This is a genomic window from Bradyrhizobium sp. NBAIM01 (assembly GCF_020194115.1).
GTDB classification, from domain to species: domain Bacteria; phylum Pseudomonadota; class Alphaproteobacteria; order Rhizobiales; family Xanthobacteraceae; genus Bradyrhizobium; species Bradyrhizobium yuanmingense.
Map to the genome: position 1 here is coordinate 538,144 of NZ_JADYVU010000002.1, position 18,593 is coordinate 556,736.

Consider the following 18,593-nt stretch of genomic DNA (forward strand, 5'->3'; position numbering starts at 1 on the left):
GCTCGCCTCGGCCTCCCGGGAGGGTGGGGTCACGGCCACCTGGCCTTGCCCCACCTTGACTCCCCCAAAATTCGTTATACAACATAACTATTCTGACAAGGACGCAAATGACACAAGGAAACGCCGAGACCGCGAATGCGGGTCCCTCCGGGCTGTTGAGGATCGAGCGGGCGGACCGGGTTCTGACCGTGGGTCTGAACCGGCCGGCCAAGCGCAATGCGCTCAATGACGGCATCATCCTGGAAATCGGCGAGTGTTTTGCGAACCTGCCCGAGGATATCGGCGCGGTCGTCATCCACGGTATCGGCGACCATTTCTCCAGTGGCCTCGACCTCTCCGAGTTGACCGAGCACGACGCCACCGGCGGGCTGCTGCACTCCCAGATGTGGCACCGGGTGTTCGACCGCATCCAGTACAGCCGCGTGCCCGTGATCGCAGCGCTCCGGGGCGCCGTGATCGGCGGCGGGCTGGAGCTTGCCTGCGCCGCGCATATTCGGGTCGCCGAGCCCTCGACCTATTTCGCGCTGCCGGAGGGACAGCGCGGCATTTTCGTCGGCGGCGGCGGCTCGGTGCGGCTGCCGCGGCTGATCGGCGTTGCCCGGATGATGGACATGATGCTGACGGGACGCGTCTACAGCGCGACCGAGGGCGCGTCCTACGGCTTTGCGCAATATCTGACGGAGGCCGGCAACGGGCTCGGCAAAGCGCTGGAGCTTGCGACCAAGGTGGCGTCCAACGCCCCGCTGACGAATTTCGCCGTGCTCCAGGCGCTGCCGATGATCGCAGAGGCCAATCCGCAGACCGGCCTGTTGATGGAGTCGCTGATGGCCACCGTCGCGCAGAGCGACAAGGAGGCCAAGCGGCGGATCCGCGAATTCCTCGAGCACAAGACCGCGAAGGTGAAGCCCAAATCATGAGCGTAAAGTCATGAGCGCCCAGCCGTCCTCTTCCGGCATGGAGCGCGGCGCGAGCAATTTCCCGCTGCGGCCCATCTCGTTCGGCAATCCCGTCGTCAACATCGAGCGGCGCGACGACGGCACGATTTACCTGCGGCCAAAGCAGCCGCTCGGCGACTATCCGGTCCGCATCACCGACCGCCTGCATCATTGGGCCACGACGACGCCGGACCGCGTCTTCATGGCCGAGCGCGAAGGCGGTCGCGGCTGGCGCAAGATCACCTATGCCGAGCTGCTCACCGCGAGCCGCCACATCGCCTCCGCATTGATCCAGCGCGGCCTGTCGGCCGAGCGGCCGGTCGTCATCCTCTCCGGTAATTCGATCGACCACGCGCTCCTGGCGTTCGGCGCGTTCTATGCCGGCGTTCCGTTCTGCCCGGTGTCGCCGGCCTATTCGCTGGTGTCGAAGGATTACGGCAAGCTGTCCTATCTGATGAAGCTGCTGACGCCGGGCCTCGTCTTCGCTGACGATGCCGACAAGTTCGCCGATGCGCTCGCCGCCAACGTCTCGCTCGGCACCGAGATCGCCGCGTCCTATGGGCACGTGCCGGGCCGCGACGTGACCCTGCTCGCCGACCTGATGGCGACGCCGATCCGTGGCGATCTCGACGACGTTCACGGCAGGATCGGCCCTGACACGATCGCAAAATTCCTGCTGACCTCGGGCTCGACCGGCAATCCCAAGGCCGTCGTCAACACCCAGCGCATGATCTGCGCCAATCAGGTGATGCTGCGCGAGACGCTCGCTTTCCTGAAGGACGAGCCGCCGGTCATCATCGATTGGCTGCCGTGGAATCACACCTTCGGTGGCAATCACAATATCGGCCTGACGCTCTACAACGGCGGCTCGATGTATCTGGACGCCGGCAAGCCGGTGCCTGGGGGCATCGAGGAGACCGTGCGCAATCTCCGGGAAATTTCACCGACGGTCTATTTCAACGTGCCCAAGGGTTATGAATCGCTGCTGCCCTATCTGCGCGACGACCAGGGCTTGCGCGCCAAGTTCTTCGACCGGCTGCATGCGATGTTCTTCTCGGGCGCGGCGCTGTCGCCGTTCGTCTGGGACAGCCTCGATGAGCTCGCGGCGAAGGAGAAGGGCTATCGCGTGCCGATGCTGACCGGTCTCGGCGCGACCGAGACCGCGCCGTTCTTCATGTCGGTCAATCCGCGCACCAGCCGCTCCGGCCATGTCGGCCTGCCCGTCTCCGGCAACGACGCCAAGCTGGTGCCGAACAACGGCAAGCTGGAAGTGCGCGCCAAGGGGCCGAACGTGATGCCCGGCTACTGGCGCCAACCCGACATCACGGCAAAATCCTTCGACGAGGAAGGATTTTACAAGATGGGCGATGCGCTCAAGCCCGCCGATCCCGATGATTTCAACGCCGGCTTCGATTTCGACGGCCGCGTCAGCGAGGACTTCAAGCTCGCGAGCGGCACCTGGGTCAGCGTCGGCCCCCTGCGCGCGCGCCTCACCGCGGCCTGCGCGCCCCTGGTGCGCGACGTCGTCATCGCCGGCATCAACCGCGACGAGATCTCCGCGCTGGTCGTGCTCGATCTCGACGGCTGCCGGCTGATCAACCCGACGCTGCCGCCCGACGATCTCGTCGTCGCGACGCGCGACCGCCTGGTGCGCGAGGCTTTCCGCGAGCGCCTGACCCGTTTCCTCGGCCAGGCCACGGGATCCTCGACACGGATCACGCGCGCAATCCTGATGGACACGCCACTCTCGATCGACAAGGGCGAAGTCACCGACAAGGGCTCGATCAACCAGCGCGCAGTGCTGGAGCATCGCGGCGAGCTGATCGAGGAGCTCTACGCTGCCAATCCGTCGAACCGTGTGATATCGGTCGCTTAGAAAAATATCGCCAAAGGAGAACGCCATGTTGTTGAAGGATCAGGCAGCCATCGTCACCGGCGGCGCATCGGGACTGGGCGCGGCCACCGCGCGAAAGCTGGCCGCACAGGGCGCCAAGGTCGCGGTGTGCGACCTCAACACCAAGCTGGCCGAAACGGTCGCCGCAGAGATCAAGGGCGTGGCCGTCACCTGCGACGTCTCCGATGCCGCCTCCGCTGAAGCCGCGATCGCGCAGGCGACCAAGGCCCATGGCTCGGCGCGCGTGCTGGTCAATTGTGCCGGCATCGGCGTTGCCAAGCGCGTGGTCGGCCGCGACGGCCCGATGGCGCTTTCGGATTTCGACAAGGTGATCAAGGTCAACCTGATCGGCACCTTCAACATGCTGCGCCTCGCCGCCACCGAAATGTCCAAGCTGGAGCCGCAGGCGACCGGCGAGCGCGGCGTCATCATCAACACCGCCTCCGTTGCCGCCTATGACGGCCAGATCGGCCAATCTGCCTATTCGGCCTCCAAGGGCGGCATCGTCGGCATGACGCTGCCGATCGCGCGCGAGCTCGCGCAGTTCGGCGTCCGCGTGCTGACGATCGCCCCCGGCCTGTTCCTGACGCCGCTGCTGGCGAACCTGCCGCAGGAGGCCCAGGACTCGCTCGCCGCCGCGATCCCCTTCCCGCGCCGGCTCGGCCAGGCCGACGAGTTCGCCGCGCTCGCGCTGCACATGGTCGAGAATGCCTACCTGAACGGCGAAGTGGTGCGCCTCGACGGTTCGCTGCGCATGGCGCCCAAGTAGATTCGTCGAGCAAGGCCAGCCAGATGTTCGTGAACCGGCGCGAGGTCCAGATCCAGTGGGGCGATTGCGACCCCGCAAACATCGTCTACTACCCGCGCTATTTCGCGATGTTCGACGATTCGACCTCGACCCTGTTCGAAGCCGCCGGCTTCTCCAAGCAGGACTTGGTCCGCAAATACGGCCTGGTGGGCATCCCCATGGTCGACACGCGGGCCAAGTTCTACATCCCCTCGACCTATGGCGACTGGATCACTATCGAGACCAGAATCGAGAGCATCAAGCGCTCGAGCTTCGAGGTGAAGCACAACGTCTACAAGGGCGAGGCGCTCGCGATCGAGGGTTTCGAGACCCGCGTCCTGGTCGGCCGCGATCCCGTTAACCCAGACAAATTGAAATCGGCACCGTTCCCGGCGGAAATGGTAGCCAAGTTCACGGGAAGCTAAATCGCCGCATCACCAAAAGAGGGGGGCTGAATTACCCCCCGATTTCTGCTTTCAAATAAACACGTCAAGGGAGGAATAGATGAAACGCTTTTATTTGACCGCTGCCATCACTGCGGCCGCGCTGGCTCTGCCGGCCTTGCCCGCGCTGGCCCAGACCAGCGAAGTCACCATCGGCATCACCACCACCACGACCGGCCCGGGTGCGGCACTCGGCATTCCCGAGCGCAACGCGCTGGAATTCGTGCCGAAGGAGATCGGCGGCGTGCCGCTGAAGGTGATCGTGCTCGACGATGGCGGCGATCCCACCACCGCCACCACCAACGCCCGTCGCTTCGTCACCGAATCCAAGGCCGATATCATCATGGGTTCGGCGCTGACGCCGCCGACCATCGCGGTCTCCAACGTCGCCAATGAAGCCGGCATCCCGCACTTCGGTCTGGCGCCCTTCCCGATCACGCCGGAGCGCATGAAGTGGTCGGTGGCGATGCCGCAGCCGATTCCGATCGTCGGCAAGGTGCTGTACGACCACATGAAGGCCAAGGGCGTGAAGACGCTCGGCTACATCGGCTATTCCGATTCCTACGGCGACCTCTGGTTCAACGATTTGAAGGCGCAGGCCGTGCCGATGGGCATGACCATCGTCGACGAGGAGCGGTTCGCTCGTCCCGACACTTCGGTGACCGGCCAGGTGCTGAAGCTCGTCGCCGCCAATCCGGACGCCATCCTGGTCGGCGCCTCCGGCACCGCGGCCGCGCTGCCGCAGACCGAGCTGCGCGAGCGCGGCTACAAGGGCCTGATCTACCAGACCCACGGCGCCGCCAGCATGGACTTCATCCGCATTGCCGGCAAAGCAGCGGAAGGCGTGCTGATGGCCTCGGGTCCCGTCATGGCCCCCGAGGAACAGCCGGACAGCGCGCTGACCAAGAAGCCGGGCCTCGCGCTGAACTCCGCCTACGAGGCAAAGTACGGCCCCAACAGCCGCAGCCAGTTCGCCGGCCATTCCTTTGATGCGTTCGAGATCCTCAAGCGCGTCATTCCGGCGGCGTTGAAGACGGCCAAGCCCGGCACGCCGGAATTCCGCGAAGCCATCCGCCAGGCGCTGCTGACGGAGAAAGAGCTGGCGGCGAGCCAGGGCGTCTACAACTTCACCGAAAAGGACCGCTACGGCCTCGACGAGCGCTCGCGCATCCTGCTCACGGTGAAGGACGGCAAGTACACGCTGGTGAAGTAGGCGTCGCCAAGATTCGAGACAACGAGAGCCGGCCCGATGGGCCGGCTCTTTTGTTTGTTCAATGGCGTGAGCTGCGGCACCGGCGCAGGTGCGCCCCCTCTCCCGCTTGCGGGAGAGGGTTGGGGAGAGGGTGCCTCCGCGTTGGGACCCTCCGAGACTTACGGAGAAAACCCCCTAGAGGAGAAAACCCTCACCCGGCGCTTCGCGCCGACCTCTCCCGCAAGCGGGAGAGGTTGCACCGAGTCAGCCGATGCACCGCGGCTACGCCGCCTGCCGCAGCGGCGTCCAGGCGAACTCGGGATAATAGTCGTCCATCATGCGGTCGACATAAGCGGTGAGGTTCGGAAATCCCTCGGCACGCTCGCGCAAAGCGGATTCGAAGAACGGCGAGAGAACGCCGGCGAGCATGCCGAACGCAGTGGCATCGACGCCGCAGGGCCTGTTGCCCATCAGGTAGGCTTTGTCGCCGAGCTGCACCGACAGCGCGAACAGCGAACGCACGGCAAGATCGACGTCGTCATCCGGCGCATGGCGGCCGAGGCCAGAGAGCAGATAGTTCTCGGCGACGCGGAATTGAGCGTCCTCGCGCAGCTTCTCGCGATTGTGCTCCGGCGCACCGTCGAAGAAATGCGCGGGCCCCTTGGCGAAATTGACCGGATCGACCCAGCGCGCGCCCACCAGCGCCCAATAGACGTGGTGCTCGATCATGCGCTCGAACGCCCAGGCCTGCGCACGCTCGGCCAAGGTGAGGCCGGCATCGAAATCGAAGCCGTAGCGGCGCTCGATATGGGCCCGGATGAAGGTGGAATCGGCCACCGCCTCGCCGCCATCGTCGATGAAGGGCAGCTGCCCCTTGGGCGAGGCCGGCGGCATCGCCCGCTCTTTCCGATAAGGCAGTCCCGCCATCTTGAGCTGCACCTCGGTCTTGGTGACGAAGGGGCTGATTTCCGGCAGGCCGAAGCCGGCGCCAAAGCCGTAAAGCGTGATCATGCAAGCTCTCCTGAACCTGTCGAACGAGTGGAAGGAACCTAGCGGCCGGCTGCTGCCACCATGGTGGCAGCAGCCGTGATATCTTCTGCGAAGCGGGCCCCGCGCCAGGCGCGGCCCATCAGATGGCGGACCAGCGCATCCGCGGCATGGTTCAGCGAGCGTGTCACCACGCTTGCGAGCGCAAATCGGAGATCAACGGCCATGAGATCGAGCGGAACGAGGCGGCCAAACGCCCAAGCCCGCAACATTTGGCCGTGCCACAGCTGCGCCCGCCACAGTGGACCGGCCTGGCCGAAATGGGTTGGAATGATCATGGACAAATCCTCTTCAGTCGATGTGTTGTCCCGGTATAGAACCCCCCTGCTGCCAACATCCTGTCAGCAGCCGCGCGCCGATTTCTGATCCGTCGTTCGAGAAGAGAACTGTCATGAGACGCGCCGACCGGCTGTTTCAAATCATCCAGGTGCTAAGGCGCACGCGTAAGCCGCTGACGGCAGACGCGATCGCGGCCGAGCTCGAGACTTCGAAGCGCACCATCTATCGCGACATCGCAACCCTGATCGGCCAGCGCGTGCCGATCCGCGGCGAAGCCGGCATGGGTTACATCCTGGAAAAGGGTTTCGACCTGCCGCCCCTGATGCTGACGCCGGACGAGATCGAGGCGGCCGTGCTGGGCGCGCAATGGGTCGCAGGCCACGCCGATTCCGCGCTGGCGCGCGCGGCCGAAGACTTGATGGCCAAGATCGCCGATACCGTCCCGGAGCGCCTGCGCCCCTTCGTAGTGGAGCCGGCGAGCCGGGCGCGTCCGAGCTGGAACCGGGAACCGGACCGCCTGGACATGGCGCGCACCCGCACCCAGATCCACGAAGGCAAGAAGATCATGCTGCGCTATCGCGACGAACAGGGCCGCCCCAGCGAGCGCATGATCTGGCCGATCTCGGTCGGCTATCTCGAAGCCGTGCGGCTGCTGGCGGCCTGGTGCGAGCTGCGCGGCGACTTCCGCAGCTTCCGCACCGACCGCGTGGTCGAGGCGACCTATCTCGACGAGAAATATCCGGAACGGCGCGACGTGCTGCGCGCGAGATGGCGGCAGAGCCTGGTCTGGGGTCCGCCGAAGGACACGTGAGAACGATGGACGAGACCGAGCTGTCGAGCTGTTGCCAGGGCTGCGGCGCCTGCTGCGGCTATTCGCAGAACTGGCCGCGCTTCTCGATCGAGAGCGACGAGGAGCTTGCGCTGATCCCGGAGGCGCTCGTCAACGACCGGCAATCGGGCATGCGCTGCGAGGGCGATCGCTGCGCGGCATTGCAAGGCGAGATCGGAAGGATGACGGCCTGCGGCATCTATGACGTGCGGCCGGAGGTGTGCCGCACCTGCATGCCTGGTGACGCCGAATGCGCGATGGCGCGGCGGAAGTTCGGCCTGCCCGTTATCGAGGCCGCTTAGGCGGGGACGGCTTCGCCGATCTCGTCGTCGAGCTCGTCATCGAGCGGTGCGAGCACCGAGAGCGGCTTGGTCGACAGCGTGATCGGCTTGCGCCCACCCGTCAGCGACGTCGAAGCTTTCGCGGTGCCTTCGCGCGACAGCGCGAAGAGCGTCGAGCCGACGCGGCCGCCATTCTCGATCAGGTCGCGCTCGCTGCAGCTCGCTGCGATCGCGACCGCCAGCGAGTGCAAATGGCTACGGCGGTAGCAGAACAGCGCCAGCCTGGCGCGCACGTCAGGGGAAACACTCTCAACCAGCCTCGGCAGGCCACTCTCGCTGGCGCGATACATCTCGCCAAGGAGCTCGTCGCGGACCGGGCAGAAATCGCTTTCAAAGGCGTCGCGGCTTGAAAACATTGCAGTTCTCCCTCGTGTAAGGAAGATGCAGCGCAATTCTCTAACGAAAGGTTAACCACGCTGCCCGGTAGTCACCCGGGGTGGTTGCGCGTCGGCCGCGAATCGGTGGGACGCCTTGGTGGGGTTTTCAAAGTCTTCCGCGGCGTCATGGCCGGGCTTGTCCCGACCCTTCACGGAAAGCCAGGAGGCACGAAGAACGTGGAGGCCCGGGACAAGCCCGGGCATGATGATCCCTCGTGCTGATGGCGATTGCCTCTCCCCGAAAGGCCCAAAGGCGACCTTCAGTTCGCCGCCATGAAGATCGCGAGGCCGAAGCCGGTCAGGTGGTGCAGCGCCTGGTCGACGCCGATCAGGGTCCAGAACCAGGGATGGGCGAGGTCGACGCCGAAATTGGCGGAGACGTATCCCTTGGCGCGGTCGATCGTGATATGGATCAGGAAGTCGAAGAAGGCCACGAACCAGAATCGCGGCGCCACGATCACGATCAGCGGCAGCGCGACGGCAAGGTGGACCAGGCAGTGCACCAGGAGCGGCAGGGCCCAGCCATGCTTCTGATCCTTGCCGTGCGCCATCCAGGCGGTTTGAAGAACGAAATCGGCGATGACGTGCTTGAAGGTGAGCAGCAACATCCAGCCAATGAGCGCTTCAACCGGAATCGCCGATGACATGGGTGGAAACGACAAAGCTGACGCCCTCATTGACGTGACGAGAAGAATTGGAGCGTTCAGCGCAACTTCTTCTTGGACCGGTCAAATCGCCGGGACGCGCAATTTATGACATCTCCCGCGGCGGAATGCAGCCGGGTGGAACCGGAAAATCGCCAAGTGTGGCTAACCGGTGATAGGATGGCCAATCGCCGCGGACATATCGAGTAAGGTTACCTCCGGCTCGAAATTTGCATTCCGCTGCCTTCGCGCTATCATCGGCGATCGGGAATATCGTTCTTTTTTCAGGCGTTTACGAATTACCGGGCCCGCCGCGCTTCCAAGCCACGCGCCGCCGCCAGCCAAACGATAAGGCCAGAGTGCCGCCATGAGTACCGAAGGCCCCATCGCATCGCCGACCATGCCGCCGCCCCGGCGCCCCAAGGTGATCAAGACCAACCAGCAGCAGGTTCTCCTCTACGTCGTGCTGACCCTGCTGCTGTCGTTCGCCACCGTCTGGGCCGGCCGCACGCTGGTGCACAATTCGGAGACGCTGACCTTTGCCGTCGGCGGCCCCAACAGCGATGAGGCGCTGTTCGCGGCCAAGCTCGCCGCCCTCCTGAAGAACAACGCTTCGCGCTTGCGGATCAACATCGTCAACAACGCCGACAATGCCAAGGCGCTCGCGCAGTTCGACCGCAGGCAGGCCGACCTCGCCGTGCTGCGCACCGACGCCAAGGTGCCGCTGCGGGCGCGCACGCTCGCGATCCTCGAGCACGATCTCGTGCTCCTGCTCGGTCCCGGCAACAAGAAGATCAAGTCGCTGGCCGAATTGAAGAAGAAGAAGGTCGCGGTCGTCGCCGAGAACGAAACCTCGCTCGCCTTCGTCCGCAGCATCCTCGACGTCCCCGATGGCCCTGAGGCTGCGAAGATCCAGATGGCGCCGCAGGGCGCGACACTCGACAAGCTGTTCGCCCCGGCAAACGGCTTCAGCGCGGTGCTCGCGATCGTCCACGCCTCGAAGGCGGTCCGGGACAAATCCTATGAGCAAGCCGCCAAGCGCGGCGGCTTCACACTGAACACCATCGAAGAAGCCAAGACGCTGGCGCGCAAATTTCCCGGCATTTCCGACGAGACTGTGACAGCCGGTTCGGTGTCGACATCCCCGCAGATTCCCGACGACGATCTCGACACGATCGGTCTCGAATGGCTGCTGGTCGCGCAATCCCGGATGTCCCCAAGCACGGCCGGCGAGCTCGCCCGCATCGTCTACGAGAACAAGGCGGCGCTCGGGCTCGACAACGGCTTTGCCACCAGGATCGAGCCGGCCTCGGTCGAGAAGGACGCCTTCGTGGTCGCACATCGGGGCGCCGCCGACTACATCAACGACGATACCAAGTCGTTCGTGGATAAGTACAGCGACTTGATGTATCTGGCCGCCGCAGCGCTCAGCGTCATCGGCTCGATCTTCGCCGCGATCTACGCCAAGATCACCCGCATCGCGCCGGAGAAGGCCAGCGAGCTCTCGACCGCCATCCTCGACATCGGCGAGCGGATCGAGCACGCCCATTCGCTGGATCAGCTCGAATGTCTCCAGGATGAGCTCGAGACCATCTTGCGCGGTGCCGTCATCGGCCTCAGGGACGGCACCATCAGTACCGACGGGCTCGACACCTTCAAGCTCGGCTACGAATTCGTCCGTGACGAGATCGGCATGCGCCGCGACTATCTGAAACGTCATGCCGGCGAAGCCGACAAGACGGTACGCGATGCCGGCCCGGCTCCGTCAGACGACAGCAATGTCGTGGTGGTGAAGACCGCCCAGAGCGCCTGACAGCCGCCCCACCGTTGTCGTGTCCCGGACAGCTGCAATGCCGAAGGCATCGCAGCGCTGAGCCGGACCCAGGAACCGGTCCTGCGGTGCATCACTTCGTGCTGCGCCGCGTCCGGGGCACGAGACGGAGGCTACCCGTCCGATCGCCAGCCAGTCTGGAACCCTGCCCACCCGCAACCGTTGGTTTCCGGTTGCAACCGGAGAACGCGGCATGCGTGCACTCCTCATCATCCTCCTTCTGGCAATGCTGGCGGCGGCCGGCTACTTCGCCTATTCCGCAATGGCGGTCGAAGGTGAGCCGATCCCGACGGAAGGCTATGTGGCACTGGCGCTGGGCGCGGGGTTTTCCGTCATTGTCGGCGTCGGGCTGATGGTGCTGCTGTTCTTCAGCAGCCGCCGCGGCTACGACGAGCCGCCACATTTCAGGTAAGGCACCCCGCCAGGGACGGCGGCGTGGACGGCAGGCCCGCTGCAGCGGCGCGGCAAACGACCGGCGCCGTCGTTGACGGCCTCCGCCCGGGCGGGCACTTTGGCGCCGACAACGGAGACGAGAATGTCGGACACAGCCGACGCAGCATCTAGCCCCCTGCTCGAAATCATCGGCGCCCGCGCCACCATCCGCCTCAACCGGCCGAAACATCTCAACCGGCTGGAGGCGGAGGATCTCGACGAGCTGACGAGACTGTTCGACCGGGTCGAGGCCGATCCCGATATTCGCGTGCTGGTGCTGACCGGAACCGGGCGCGCCTTCTCCGCCGGCTACGATCTCAATTCGGTCGCGGAACGCGCGGTCAGCGCGGGCGAGCAGCAGAGCGCGGGCTCGGCCTTCGAGGCCGTCGTCAACCGGCTCGAGGATCTCGGCGTGCCGACCATCTGCCGGCTCAATGGCGGCGTCTATGGCGGCTCGACCGACCTCGCACTCGCCTGCGATTTCCGCGTCGGCGTCGATACCGCGGAAATGTTCATGCCGGCGGCGCGCCTTGGGCTGCATTACTACCCGAGCGGCATCAAGCGCTACGTGACCCGCCTCGGCGTCGACAATGCGAAGAAGCTGTTCCTCACCGCGCAGAAGATCGACGCCCCGGAGATGCTGCGCATCGGCTATCTCACCACAATGGTGCCGCTGGAATTCCTGGACGAGGAGGTCGACACGCTCGCTGCGATCCTCGCCGGCAACGCCCCCCAAGCGATGCGCGGCATGAAGCGCGCGATCAACGAGTTCGCCCGCGGCGAGCTCGATGAAGGCGCCGCCGACCGGCGCCACCGCGACAGCATGCGCGGCGACGAGATCAAGGAAGGCATCAAGGCGTTCGCCGACAAGCGGGCACCGCGATTTTGACGCCCTCTCATCCACACGCCGCGGCGGCATGCTGCGCCGCCATCTCCGCATCTGCGGCATTGATGCGCTGGAACGCCGGCCGCGCCGTCATGCGCTCCGCATAGCGGACGAAGACATCCTTCTTCGGCACGATGCCGAACATCATGGTCCAGCTGAACGCGACGCCCCACAATACGTCGGCCGCCGTCATGCGCTCGCCGAGCAGATAGGGCCCGTTCGCCAGCTGGGCCTCGAGCGCACCCAGCATCGTATCGTAATCGGCATAGGGCGATTGCGTGATCGGCGCCGGCTCTCGCTGCATGAACTTGTCGATCAAGGCCGGCTCGAACGACGACCCATAATAGGCGATCCAGCGCAGATAAGGCCCGCGCAGCGGATCGTTCAGGGCGGGGGTCAGCCCCGCTTGCGGGAACAGGTCGGCGAGATAGATGGTGATCGCGACCTGCTCGGTCACCAGCGCCTCGCCGTGGCGAATCGCCGGCACCTTGCCGAGCGGGTTGAGGGCGAGATAGGCGGGCTTGCGCTGATCGCCGGCCTTCATGTTGAGGACATGGAGATCGTAAGGTGCCCCCAGCTCCTCGAGCAGCACGCGCGTGCCGGTGGCGCGCGTCTGCGGCGAATAGAACAGGGTGATGCGGTTCGGATCGGTCATGGCAGTCTCCATCTGGCCGGCTGGCGATGGCGCCGCTTGTAGCGGACCATACCTGACATCTTGTGTCAGGTATGGTCTAAGGGATCATGCGCGCGAGCCGGATGCTGTCGATCCTCACCACCCTCCAGGCCAGGGGACAGGTCACCGCGCCGGAGCTCGCGCAGGCCTGCGAAGTGTCGGTGCGCACGATCTATCGGGACATCGACGCGCTCGCGGCGTCCGGCGTTCCCGTTTATGCCGACCGCGGCGCGGAAGGCGGCTATCGGCTGCTCGACGGCTATCGCGTGCGGCTGAACGGGCTGTCGCAGAGCGAGGCGGGCGCGTTGTTCCTGGCGGGATTGCCAGGCCCGGCCGCCGCACTCGGGCTCGATGCTGCGATGATCGCCGCCCAAAACAAGCTGATGGCGGCACTGCCACCGAATTTGCGTGAGGATGCCGGGCGGATGCAGGAGCGTTTCCACCTGGACGCGCCCGGCTGGTTCGGTGAAGCGGAAGACCCGAAGCACCTGCGCACCATCGCTGGCGCCGTGCTGCGCGGGACGCTGATCAGGATTCGGTACCAGAGCTGGCGATCCGAGAAGCAGCGCCGCGTCGCGCCGCTCGGCCTCGTGCTGAAGGGCGGCAGCTGGTATCTCGCAGGACAAGTCGACGGCAGCGTGCGCACCTATCGCGTCGCACGCGTGCTCGACTGCACAGCCCTCGGCGACCACTTCGATCGTCCCGCCGGCTTCGACCTCGCCGCCCATTGGCGGGCCGCGACGCTGCGGCTCGAAGGCGAGATGCACCCCAATGTTGCGATCGTCCGGCTGTCGCCGTTCGGCGTGAAGCTGCTCGACGCGCTCAGCCAGCCCTATGTCAAGGCACGCACACAGCTCGAGGAGACAACCGATGCAGACGGCTGGCGCATTGCGCGCGTGCCGGTCGGAAAGACATCGTGGCATGCCGCGGCCGAACTGCTGCGGCTCGGCCCGGAAGCCGAAGTCCTTGAACCGGCCGATCTCCGCGACAAGATGGCCGAGCTGACGCAGGCGATGGCCGTGCGCTATCGCGCGGCGCAGAAAGCCTGATCGCGGCGCATTCTGCCGCAGCCGACGAAACATTCCTGAAACACGATTCTTCCCGCTTGCCATGAACGCGATCGCGTCTCGTCTCGACGGAAATGCAGGGACGCAACAATGGCCCTAGCGCCGAATGGAGAATGAAGATGTTTCGTAAGCTTGCACTTGGTCTGATCGCCGCCGGCTCGCTCGGCGTTGCCGCTCTCGCCCCCACCGCGGCCTCGGCCGGCGGCTTCCATCACCATCATGGTCATCACCACTGGGGTCCCGGCTGGGGCTTTGGCGGTATCTACCTCAACACCGGCGTCAGCAATTGCTATCAGGAGCGCCTGGTCCGGACCCGTCACGGCCTGCGCGTGCGCGTCGTGAACGTCTGCGCCTACAGGATCTACTGATATCTCGATATCACGACAAAGCTCCGGTCGCATCGCGGCCGGAGTTTTGCGTTGAGCTAGCCGGCCTGCCGCTGCCGGCGAAACCAGGCCCAGGTCTCGCGCGTCGTTCTGATGTAGCCGCGGCCGCGATGGACGATCTCGCCGTCGACGATCGCGTTCAGCTTCGGCAGGGCGTGAAAGGGGATCGAGGGATAAGCGTGGTGCTCGACATGATACGGCATGTTCCACGCGAACCATTTGACGATAGCACCGGTGTAAGTCGTGCGGGTGTTCTGAAAGGCGCTGCGGGTGCGGTCGCAACCGGTATGCTCGGCGTAGAGATAGGGCCGCAGGAAGAACTGCCCGATCACGAGCGGCACGATCCAGACCCAGAGCAGCAGCGCTGAAGAGAACCACAGCGACAGCGCGAGCAGCAGGGCGTAGAGCGCGACATAGGCGCGCGCCTCGGCAACGATGGTGCTGCGCTTGCTCTCGGGAATCCATGGCACGACGACCTTGCCGGTGATCGCGTGGCCGAGCATCAGCCGCAGACGGCCGGCGACCTGGAGCAGGCCGCTATAGGCGAGCGCAAGCTGGGTGTCGGACGTCGGCTTCACGCCCACGATCAGCTCGGGATCCCTTTCCGGGTCCTGCGTGTAGCGATGATGGTCCCAGTGAAACAGACAGTAATATTCGTAAGGCAGCCCGATGATGAACGCCGAGAGATAGCCGACGCCGAGATTGAGGCCCCGGCTCCTGAATGCCGTCTTGTGCGCGGTCTCGTGCACCGCCATGAACAGGAAGGCAACGACATAGCCCTGCACCACCATCAGCGGCAGCGCCCAGAGCGCGCCCCAGCTCGACGAAACCGTCCAGATCAGCACGCCCACCAGCACAATCACGCTGTAATGGCCGAGGCTCTGCACCGCACCTCTGATGTTGGAGCGAACCGACAATTCGCGCAGCGTGGTGGGCGTCAGGGGCTTCAGGCGATGGCCGGCGTCCGGAATGGTTGCGTCGCTCATGGTCGGTTGCGTGCCCTACTTGCGGAGAAGCTCGGCGATCTCGGCCTTGATGAAGGCCTGGTCGCGGGGATTGTTGATGGGATTGCCGGCGCGATGGCCATGCAGCGACGGGATCGGATGCAGCACCGCCGATCTCGCGTTGACGAGCTTGCCGAGCTCGTCCTCGTTGTCGTGCACGTCGAAATAACGGTCGGTCGCGCCCGGCATCAGCAGCATGTGGGCCTTGATCGCGGCCAGCGCGCGATCGAGATCGCCGGCGAATGCTGCACAGCGACTGATGTCGCCACGCTGCCAGATGCCGATCTGCGCCAGAAGATCGTTGGCATCGCGCCGCGCGAAGGTCGCATCCCAGGCGCGGACGAGATAATCCTCGAGTGAAGTGAAGCCGGCCTCGCGCCAGAGCTCGTCGCGGTAGAAGCCGTGCGACATCGCCCAGCCGGCATAGACGCGTCCCATGGCGCGGTAGCCGGCGACGGGTTTTTCGAGGAAAAGGCCATCGCGGAAGGCGGGATCGGCCGTGAGCGCGGCCTTCACGCTTTCAAGGAAGACGTAGTTGTAGGGTGCGCAGCGGGCGCTGCCGCAGACGACCGCGGCGCGCTCGACCATGTCCGGATGCAGCGCCGACCAGTGATAGGCCTGCATGCCGCCCATCGACCAGCCATAGACCAGCGCAAGCTTCGAGATGCCAAAGCGCTCGGTGAGCAGCCGGTGCTGGACCGCGACGGCATCGTGATAGCTCACTTCCGGGAAAGACGCGGGCGTGTTCGAGGGCGACGACGACAGGCCGTTGCCGAACAGGTTCGGGATGATGATGAAGTAGTGCGTGGGATCGAGCACGCCGTCGGGCCCGATCAGCCATTCAATGTCGGTGTGCTGGGCGCTGAACGAGGTCGGATAGAGGATGACGTTGTCTTTGGCCGGGCTCAGCGTGCCGTAGGTCTTGTAGGCGAGCTTCAGCGCGGGAAACACGGACCCGGATTGGAGCGTGACGTCGCCAGCGTCGAAGATGTCGTAGTCGCGCTGCGCCGTCATGCACTCAGCTCCCGCTCACGGAGGCCTTCTCGGCGTCCGCGATGCATCGATCATGCCGGCTTTCGCCGGATGCGTCGCTTTACTTATAGTGTACTATTAGTACAGTTATTCGGCGCCGGCAAGATGAATCCGGTCCGCAGCCCGGCTCAGGCGATGGCCGCGAGATAGCGCGCGACCGACGCAGCAAACGCCGCCTTGGCACCGCTGGCGATGACGCGGCCCCACCAGGCGCCATAGATCCGGTCGAAGGCGAGCGGCTCGACGGCCGATGCAATCCGCCGCACCGCAGCGGCGTTGAGCGGCACGTAGTTCGGATAGGAATACATGAAGCTGACGAAGCGCCGGTCCATCGTCACCTGCGCGATATCTCCCGTGAGCAGTGCGCCCTTGCCGTCCGCACCACGCGCATAATGCAGCACGGTGGCGCCGGCGAAGTGGCCTCCGGTGCGCAGCAGCAGCACGTCGCCGGAGAGGCGATGGCTGTCGCCGGTCCAGTGCACGATCGCCGGATAAGGCCGCGTGACGAAGGCGCGATCGTCGGCATGCAGATAGACCGGCACGCCGCCGAACCTGTCGCTCCAGTCGGCGGCCGCGCCATAATAATGCGGATGCGAGATCGCGATGGCCTTGAGACCGCCGAGTGCTGTGATGTGATGGATGGCCTCGTCGCTCGCGAGTGGAATGCAGTCCCACATTACGCAGCCGCCGCCATCAGGCACCAGCAGCGCCCGCTGCCCGATGGCAAAGCTCGGCTCTATGCCGATCCCGGTCAGGCCGAGATCGTCGCGCCCCACCAGTCGGTGCTTGCGCGCGAGCTCCTCGCGCGTGAGGAAAGCTTGACCATCCCAGCCGACGAACTGGCGCTCGTCCTCGCAGATCGGACAGGCCGCAGGGGGTTTTCCGCTATCCGGGAATTGAGCGCCGCAGGTTGCGCAGGTCCAGAGGGGCATCGCGCTGATCCATCATGATCCAGCCTTGCAAGACATGACGTCGCACTCGCCGGATCGCAAGAGCAACCGGAACCAACGGGTTGAGAGCAGGTTAAGTTCTGGTCCGCCCGGGCACCCGCCCGCCGAGTCCGCATCATGCGAGATCCGATTCGATCGGCAGCATCAAGTTCAGCGTCTCGATGACATCTCGCCCTTCAACGTCTCACATCTGGCCCCTGTTCGCGCTCAATTTCTTCATGGCCGACATGCAGTCGGGCATCGGGCCGTTCGTCGGGGTCTTCCTTCAGGAACGCGGCTGGGCGACCGGCCTGATCGGCACGGCAATGACGATCGGCAACGTCGCGGGCATGCTGGTCACGACTCCGATCGGCGGCTTCATCGATTCCAGCCGCAACAAGCGGCTGTGGGTGATCATTCCCGGCATCTGCGTTGTCTCGGCGTCCGCAATCATCCTGATCTCGCAAAACTTCTGGGCGGTGACGTTCTCGCAAGTGGCGCAATCGCTGGCGAGCGCCGCCATCGTGCCGGCGGTCACGGGCATCACGCTCGGCATCGCCAAGCAGAAGGGCTTCAATGCGCTCAACGGCCGCAACCAGGCGTACAACCACGCCGGCAACATGGTGGGCGCGGCGCTGTCGGGCTATCTCGGCTACAAGTTCGGCTATGTCGCCGTGTTCGCGCTGGCGGCCGTGTTCGGCGCCATCGCCATCGCCTGCGTCATGATGATTCCAGCAAAGGCGATCGACGACCGCGCCGCGCGCGGCGGCAAGGAGGACGATTCCAAAGCGCCTCCGGATGCGATGACGATGCTGCTGAAGCACAAGGCGTTGCTCGTGCTTGCTCTCGCCCTCGCGCTGTTCCACCTCGGCAATGCCGCGATCGTGCCGCTGTACGGACTTGCCGCGGTCGCCGAGGGACAGGCCAACGGCCCGAGCTTCGTCGCAACCACCGTGGTGATCGCACAGGGCGTGATGATCGTCACGTCGCTGATCGCGATGAAGGCCGCGAGCAAGCGCAATTACTGGCCGGTGATCCTGGTGTCTTTCATGTTCTTGCCGGTCCGCGGCGTGCTCGCCTTCTTCGTCACGGGATGGTGGGGCGTCGTGCCGATGCAGGTGCTCGACGGCATCGGCACCGGACTGCAAACGGTCGCCGTCCCCGGCATGGTCGCGCGCGCGCTCAACGGCACCGGCCGCATCAATCTCGGCCAGGGCGCCGTGATCACCGTGCAGGGTGTCGGCGCGAGCCTCAGCCCGGCTCTCGGCGGATGGATCACGCAATGGATCGGCTATGGGCCGACCTTCCTACTGCTCGGCGGCTTTGGCCTGGCGTCGATCGCGCTGTGGCTGGCCTTCAGTGCGGCGGTGAAGAAGTATTGAGCGACAGCGCCGTATGGCGGTCGCGGCGCAACGTGCCCGCCTTCGATCTGCCCAATAAGCAGGCTGCGGCACCTGGTCGCTGGCTCAGCGCGTAGGCGCGAGTGGTTTTTTGCGCAATCTGGCGCTTTTCCAGTTGCCGCATCCCCGGCGCGCCGACGAAAGTGCGGACCGCAATGAATCGGCAATTGGCGTTCCGGCGATCG

At 65.1% G+C, this 18,593-nt stretch carries 21 protein-coding genes; 13 read left to right on the top strand and 8 right to left on the bottom strand.

The annotated features are described in order from the left end of the window. Positions 1-107 precede the first annotated feature (107 nt). The 5 genes from I6F31_RS08850 to I6F31_RS08870 all read left to right on the top strand — a co-directional run bounded on the left by I6F31_RS08850 (position 108) and on the right by I6F31_RS08870 (position 5,272). Positions 108-917: a crotonase/enoyl-CoA hydratase family protein gene (locus tag I6F31_RS08850; protein WP_035997250.1), complete on the top strand. Its 810-nt coding sequence runs from the start codon at positions 108-110 to the stop codon at positions 915-917. Positions 918-927: 10 nt separating this feature from the next. Beyond that, positions 928-2,811 carry a feruloyl-CoA synthase gene (locus tag I6F31_RS08855; RefSeq protein ID WP_225185272.1) on the top strand — a complete coding sequence of 628 codons (1,884 nt, stop codon included), beginning with the start codon at positions 928-930 and terminating at the stop codon, positions 2,809-2,811. Positions 2,812-2,836: 25 nt separating this feature from the next. Beyond that, the gene (locus I6F31_RS08860) at positions 2,837-3,598 is read left to right on the top strand and encodes an SDR family NAD(P)-dependent oxidoreductase (protein ID WP_035997245.1); all 762 of its coding nucleotides are present in this window, start codon (positions 2,837-2,839) and stop codon (positions 3,596-3,598) included. 23 nt (positions 3,599-3,621) lie between these two features. Continuing rightward, entirely contained in the window at positions 3,622-4,041 is a 420-nt protein-coding gene (locus tag I6F31_RS08865) for a thioesterase family protein (protein WP_035997242.1), read from the top strand. 79 nt (positions 4,042-4,120) lie between these two features. Further along, on the top strand, positions 4,121-5,272 hold the full coding sequence (locus I6F31_RS08870; RefSeq protein WP_035997239.1) for an ABC transporter substrate-binding protein: 1,152 nt from the start codon (positions 4,121-4,123) through the stop codon (positions 5,270-5,272). A 261-nt stretch (positions 5,273-5,533) separates the two neighbouring features. Here the strand turns inward: I6F31_RS08870 and I6F31_RS08875 are convergent, their stop codons facing one another. Further along, positions 5,534-6,262, bottom strand: coding sequence for a glutathione S-transferase family protein (locus I6F31_RS08875; protein WP_035997236.1), 729 nt, complete (start codon positions 6,260-6,262; stop codon positions 5,534-5,536). Positions 6,263-6,300: 38 nt separating this feature from the next. Then, on the bottom strand, positions 6,301-6,576 hold the full coding sequence (locus I6F31_RS08880) for a hypothetical protein (protein ID WP_035997233.1): 276 nt from the start codon (positions 6,574-6,576) through the stop codon (positions 6,301-6,303). 113 nt (positions 6,577-6,689) lie between these two features. Between I6F31_RS08880 and I6F31_RS08885 the strand changes: the two genes are divergently transcribed. Together I6F31_RS08885 and I6F31_RS08890 are read left to right on the top strand one after the other, a co-directional pair. Then, positions 6,690-7,388, top strand: coding sequence for a YafY family protein (locus I6F31_RS08885; RefSeq protein ID WP_035997231.1), 699 nt, complete (start codon positions 6,690-6,692; stop codon positions 7,386-7,388). Between the two features lie 5 nt (positions 7,389-7,393). Beyond that, positions 7,394-7,708 (top strand): YkgJ family cysteine cluster protein, encoded by a 315-nt coding sequence (locus I6F31_RS08890; protein ID WP_035997229.1) that lies wholly within the window; start codon positions 7,394-7,396, stop codon positions 7,706-7,708. Here I6F31_RS08890 and I6F31_RS08895 read toward each other — a convergent pair. Beyond that, the gene (locus I6F31_RS08895) at positions 7,705-8,103 is read right to left on the bottom strand and encodes a hypothetical protein (protein WP_035997226.1); all 399 of its coding nucleotides are present in this window, start codon (positions 8,101-8,103) and stop codon (positions 7,705-7,707) included. The two genes, I6F31_RS08890 and I6F31_RS08895, sit on opposite strands and share 4 nt — an antisense overlap. Before the next feature lie 281 nt (positions 8,104-8,384). Further along, a complete protein-coding gene (locus I6F31_RS08900) occupies positions 8,385-8,732 on the bottom strand; it encodes a DUF3307 domain-containing protein (RefSeq protein ID WP_050995827.1) in 348 nt (115 codons plus the stop codon). Between the two features lie 403 nt (positions 8,733-9,135). On the opposite strand from I6F31_RS08900, the gene I6F31_RS08905 reads away from it, so the two are divergent. From I6F31_RS08905 to I6F31_RS08915, 3 genes are all read left to right on the top strand, one after another. Continuing rightward, entirely contained in the window at positions 9,136-10,581 is a 1,446-nt protein-coding gene (locus I6F31_RS08905; protein WP_051056807.1) for a TAXI family TRAP transporter solute-binding subunit, read from the top strand. Positions 10,582-10,792: 211 nt separating this feature from the next. Beyond that, positions 10,793-11,011, top strand: a complete 219-nt coding sequence (locus I6F31_RS08910) for a hypothetical protein (protein WP_035997220.1) — start codon at positions 10,793-10,795, stop codon at positions 11,009-11,011. A gap of 123 nt (positions 11,012-11,134) precedes the next feature. Further along, positions 11,135-11,920, top strand: a complete 786-nt coding sequence (locus I6F31_RS08915) for an enoyl-CoA hydratase/isomerase family protein (RefSeq protein ID WP_035997217.1) — start codon at positions 11,135-11,137, stop codon at positions 11,918-11,920. A 7-nt stretch (positions 11,921-11,927) separates the two neighbouring features. Here the strand turns inward: I6F31_RS08915 and I6F31_RS08920 are convergent, their stop codons facing one another. Next, positions 11,928-12,572 (bottom strand): glutathione S-transferase family protein, encoded by a 645-nt coding sequence (locus I6F31_RS08920; RefSeq protein ID WP_225185273.1) that lies wholly within the window; start codon positions 12,570-12,572, stop codon positions 11,928-11,930. 86 nt (positions 12,573-12,658) lie between these two features. On the opposite strand from I6F31_RS08920, the gene I6F31_RS08925 reads away from it, so the two are divergent. Together I6F31_RS08925 and I6F31_RS08930 are read left to right on the top strand one after the other, a co-directional pair. After that, on the top strand, positions 12,659-13,639 hold the full coding sequence (locus I6F31_RS08925; protein ID WP_225185274.1) for a YafY family protein: 981 nt from the start codon (positions 12,659-12,661) through the stop codon (positions 13,637-13,639). 137 nt (positions 13,640-13,776) lie between these two features. Further along, positions 13,777-14,025: a hypothetical protein gene (locus tag I6F31_RS08930; RefSeq protein ID WP_225185275.1), complete on the top strand. Its 249-nt coding sequence runs from the start codon at positions 13,777-13,779 to the stop codon at positions 14,023-14,025. Positions 14,026-14,081: 56 nt separating this feature from the next. Here I6F31_RS08930 and I6F31_RS08935 read toward each other — a convergent pair whose 3' ends face one another. The 3 genes from I6F31_RS08935 to I6F31_RS08945 form a co-directional block, all read right to left on the bottom strand. Next, positions 14,082-15,029 (bottom strand): fatty acid desaturase, encoded by a 948-nt coding sequence (locus tag I6F31_RS08935; RefSeq protein WP_225139412.1) that lies wholly within the window; start codon positions 15,027-15,029, stop codon positions 14,082-14,084. 15 nt (positions 15,030-15,044) lie between these two features. Then, positions 15,045-16,061 carry an alpha/beta fold hydrolase gene (locus I6F31_RS08940; RefSeq protein ID WP_225185276.1) on the bottom strand — a complete coding sequence of 339 codons (1,017 nt, stop codon included), beginning with the start codon at positions 16,059-16,061 and terminating at the stop codon, positions 15,045-15,047. A 146-nt stretch (positions 16,062-16,207) separates the two neighbouring features. After that, on the bottom strand, positions 16,208-17,011 hold the full coding sequence (locus I6F31_RS08945) for an MBL fold metallo-hydrolase (protein WP_225185277.1): 804 nt from the start codon (positions 17,009-17,011) through the stop codon (positions 16,208-16,210). 179 nt (positions 17,012-17,190) lie between these two features. On the opposite strand from I6F31_RS08945, the gene I6F31_RS08950 reads away from it, so the two are divergent. After that, positions 17,191-18,390 (top strand): MFS transporter, encoded by a 1,200-nt coding sequence (locus I6F31_RS08950; RefSeq protein ID WP_225185278.1) that lies wholly within the window; start codon positions 17,191-17,193, stop codon positions 18,388-18,390. Positions 18,391-18,593 lie beyond the last annotated feature (203 nt).

What these genes read in the sequence shown, in the direction of transcription:
- I6F31_RS08850 (WP_035997250.1), top strand. Translation starts at nt 108, where the DNA reads ATGACACAAGGAAACGCCGAGACCGCGAATGCGGGTCCCTCCGGGCTG.
- I6F31_RS08855 (WP_225185272.1), top strand. Translation starts at nt 928, where the DNA reads ATGAGCGCCCAGCCGTCCTCTTCCGGCATGGAGCGCGGCGCGAGCAAT.
- I6F31_RS08860 (WP_035997245.1), top strand. Translation starts at nt 2,837, where the DNA reads ATGTTGTTGAAGGATCAGGCAGCCATCGTCACCGGCGGCGCATCGGGA.
- I6F31_RS08865 (WP_035997242.1), top strand. Translation starts at nt 3,622, where the DNA reads ATGTTCGTGAACCGGCGCGAGGTCCAGATCCAGTGGGGCGATTGCGAC.
- I6F31_RS08870 (WP_035997239.1), top strand. Translation starts at nt 4,121, where the DNA reads ATGAAACGCTTTTATTTGACCGCTGCCATCACTGCGGCCGCGCTGGCT.
- I6F31_RS08875 (WP_035997236.1), bottom strand. Translation starts at nt 6,262, where the DNA reads ATGATCACGCTTTACGGCTTTGGCGCCGGCTTCGGCCTGCCGGAAATC.
- I6F31_RS08880 (WP_035997233.1), bottom strand. Translation starts at nt 6,576, where the DNA reads ATGATCATTCCAACCCATTTCGGCCAGGCCGGTCCACTGTGGCGGGCG.
- I6F31_RS08885 (WP_035997231.1), top strand. Translation starts at nt 6,690, where the DNA reads ATGAGACGCGCCGACCGGCTGTTTCAAATCATCCAGGTGCTAAGGCGC.
- I6F31_RS08890 (WP_035997229.1), top strand. Translation starts at nt 7,394, where the DNA reads ATGGACGAGACCGAGCTGTCGAGCTGTTGCCAGGGCTGCGGCGCCTGC.
- I6F31_RS08895 (WP_035997226.1), bottom strand. Translation starts at nt 8,103, where the DNA reads ATGTTTTCAAGCCGCGACGCCTTTGAAAGCGATTTCTGCCCGGTCCGC.
- I6F31_RS08900 (WP_050995827.1), bottom strand. Translation starts at nt 8,732, where the DNA reads ATGTTGCTGCTCACCTTCAAGCACGTCATCGCCGATTTCGTTCTTCAA.
- I6F31_RS08905 (WP_051056807.1), top strand. Translation starts at nt 9,136, where the DNA reads ATGAGTACCGAAGGCCCCATCGCATCGCCGACCATGCCGCCGCCCCGG.
- I6F31_RS08910 (WP_035997220.1), top strand. Translation starts at nt 10,793, where the DNA reads ATGCGTGCACTCCTCATCATCCTCCTTCTGGCAATGCTGGCGGCGGCC.
- I6F31_RS08915 (WP_035997217.1), top strand. Translation starts at nt 11,135, where the DNA reads ATGTCGGACACAGCCGACGCAGCATCTAGCCCCCTGCTCGAAATCATC.
- I6F31_RS08920 (WP_225185273.1), bottom strand. Translation starts at nt 12,572, where the DNA reads ATGACCGATCCGAACCGCATCACCCTGTTCTATTCGCCGCAGACGCGC.
- I6F31_RS08925 (WP_225185274.1), top strand. Translation starts at nt 12,659, where the DNA reads ATGCGCGCGAGCCGGATGCTGTCGATCCTCACCACCCTCCAGGCCAGG.
- I6F31_RS08930 (WP_225185275.1), top strand. Translation starts at nt 13,777, where the DNA reads ATGTTTCGTAAGCTTGCACTTGGTCTGATCGCCGCCGGCTCGCTCGGC.
- I6F31_RS08935 (WP_225139412.1), bottom strand. Translation starts at nt 15,029, where the DNA reads ATGAGCGACGCAACCATTCCGGACGCCGGCCATCGCCTGAAGCCCCTG.
- I6F31_RS08940 (WP_225185276.1), bottom strand. Translation starts at nt 16,061, where the DNA reads ATGACGGCGCAGCGCGACTACGACATCTTCGACGCTGGCGACGTCACG.
- I6F31_RS08945 (WP_225185277.1), bottom strand. Translation starts at nt 17,011, where the DNA reads ATGCCCCTCTGGACCTGCGCAACCTGCGGCGCTCAATTCCCGGATAGC.
- I6F31_RS08950 (WP_225185278.1), top strand. Translation starts at nt 17,191, where the DNA reads ATGACATCTCGCCCTTCAACGTCTCACATCTGGCCCCTGTTCGCGCTC.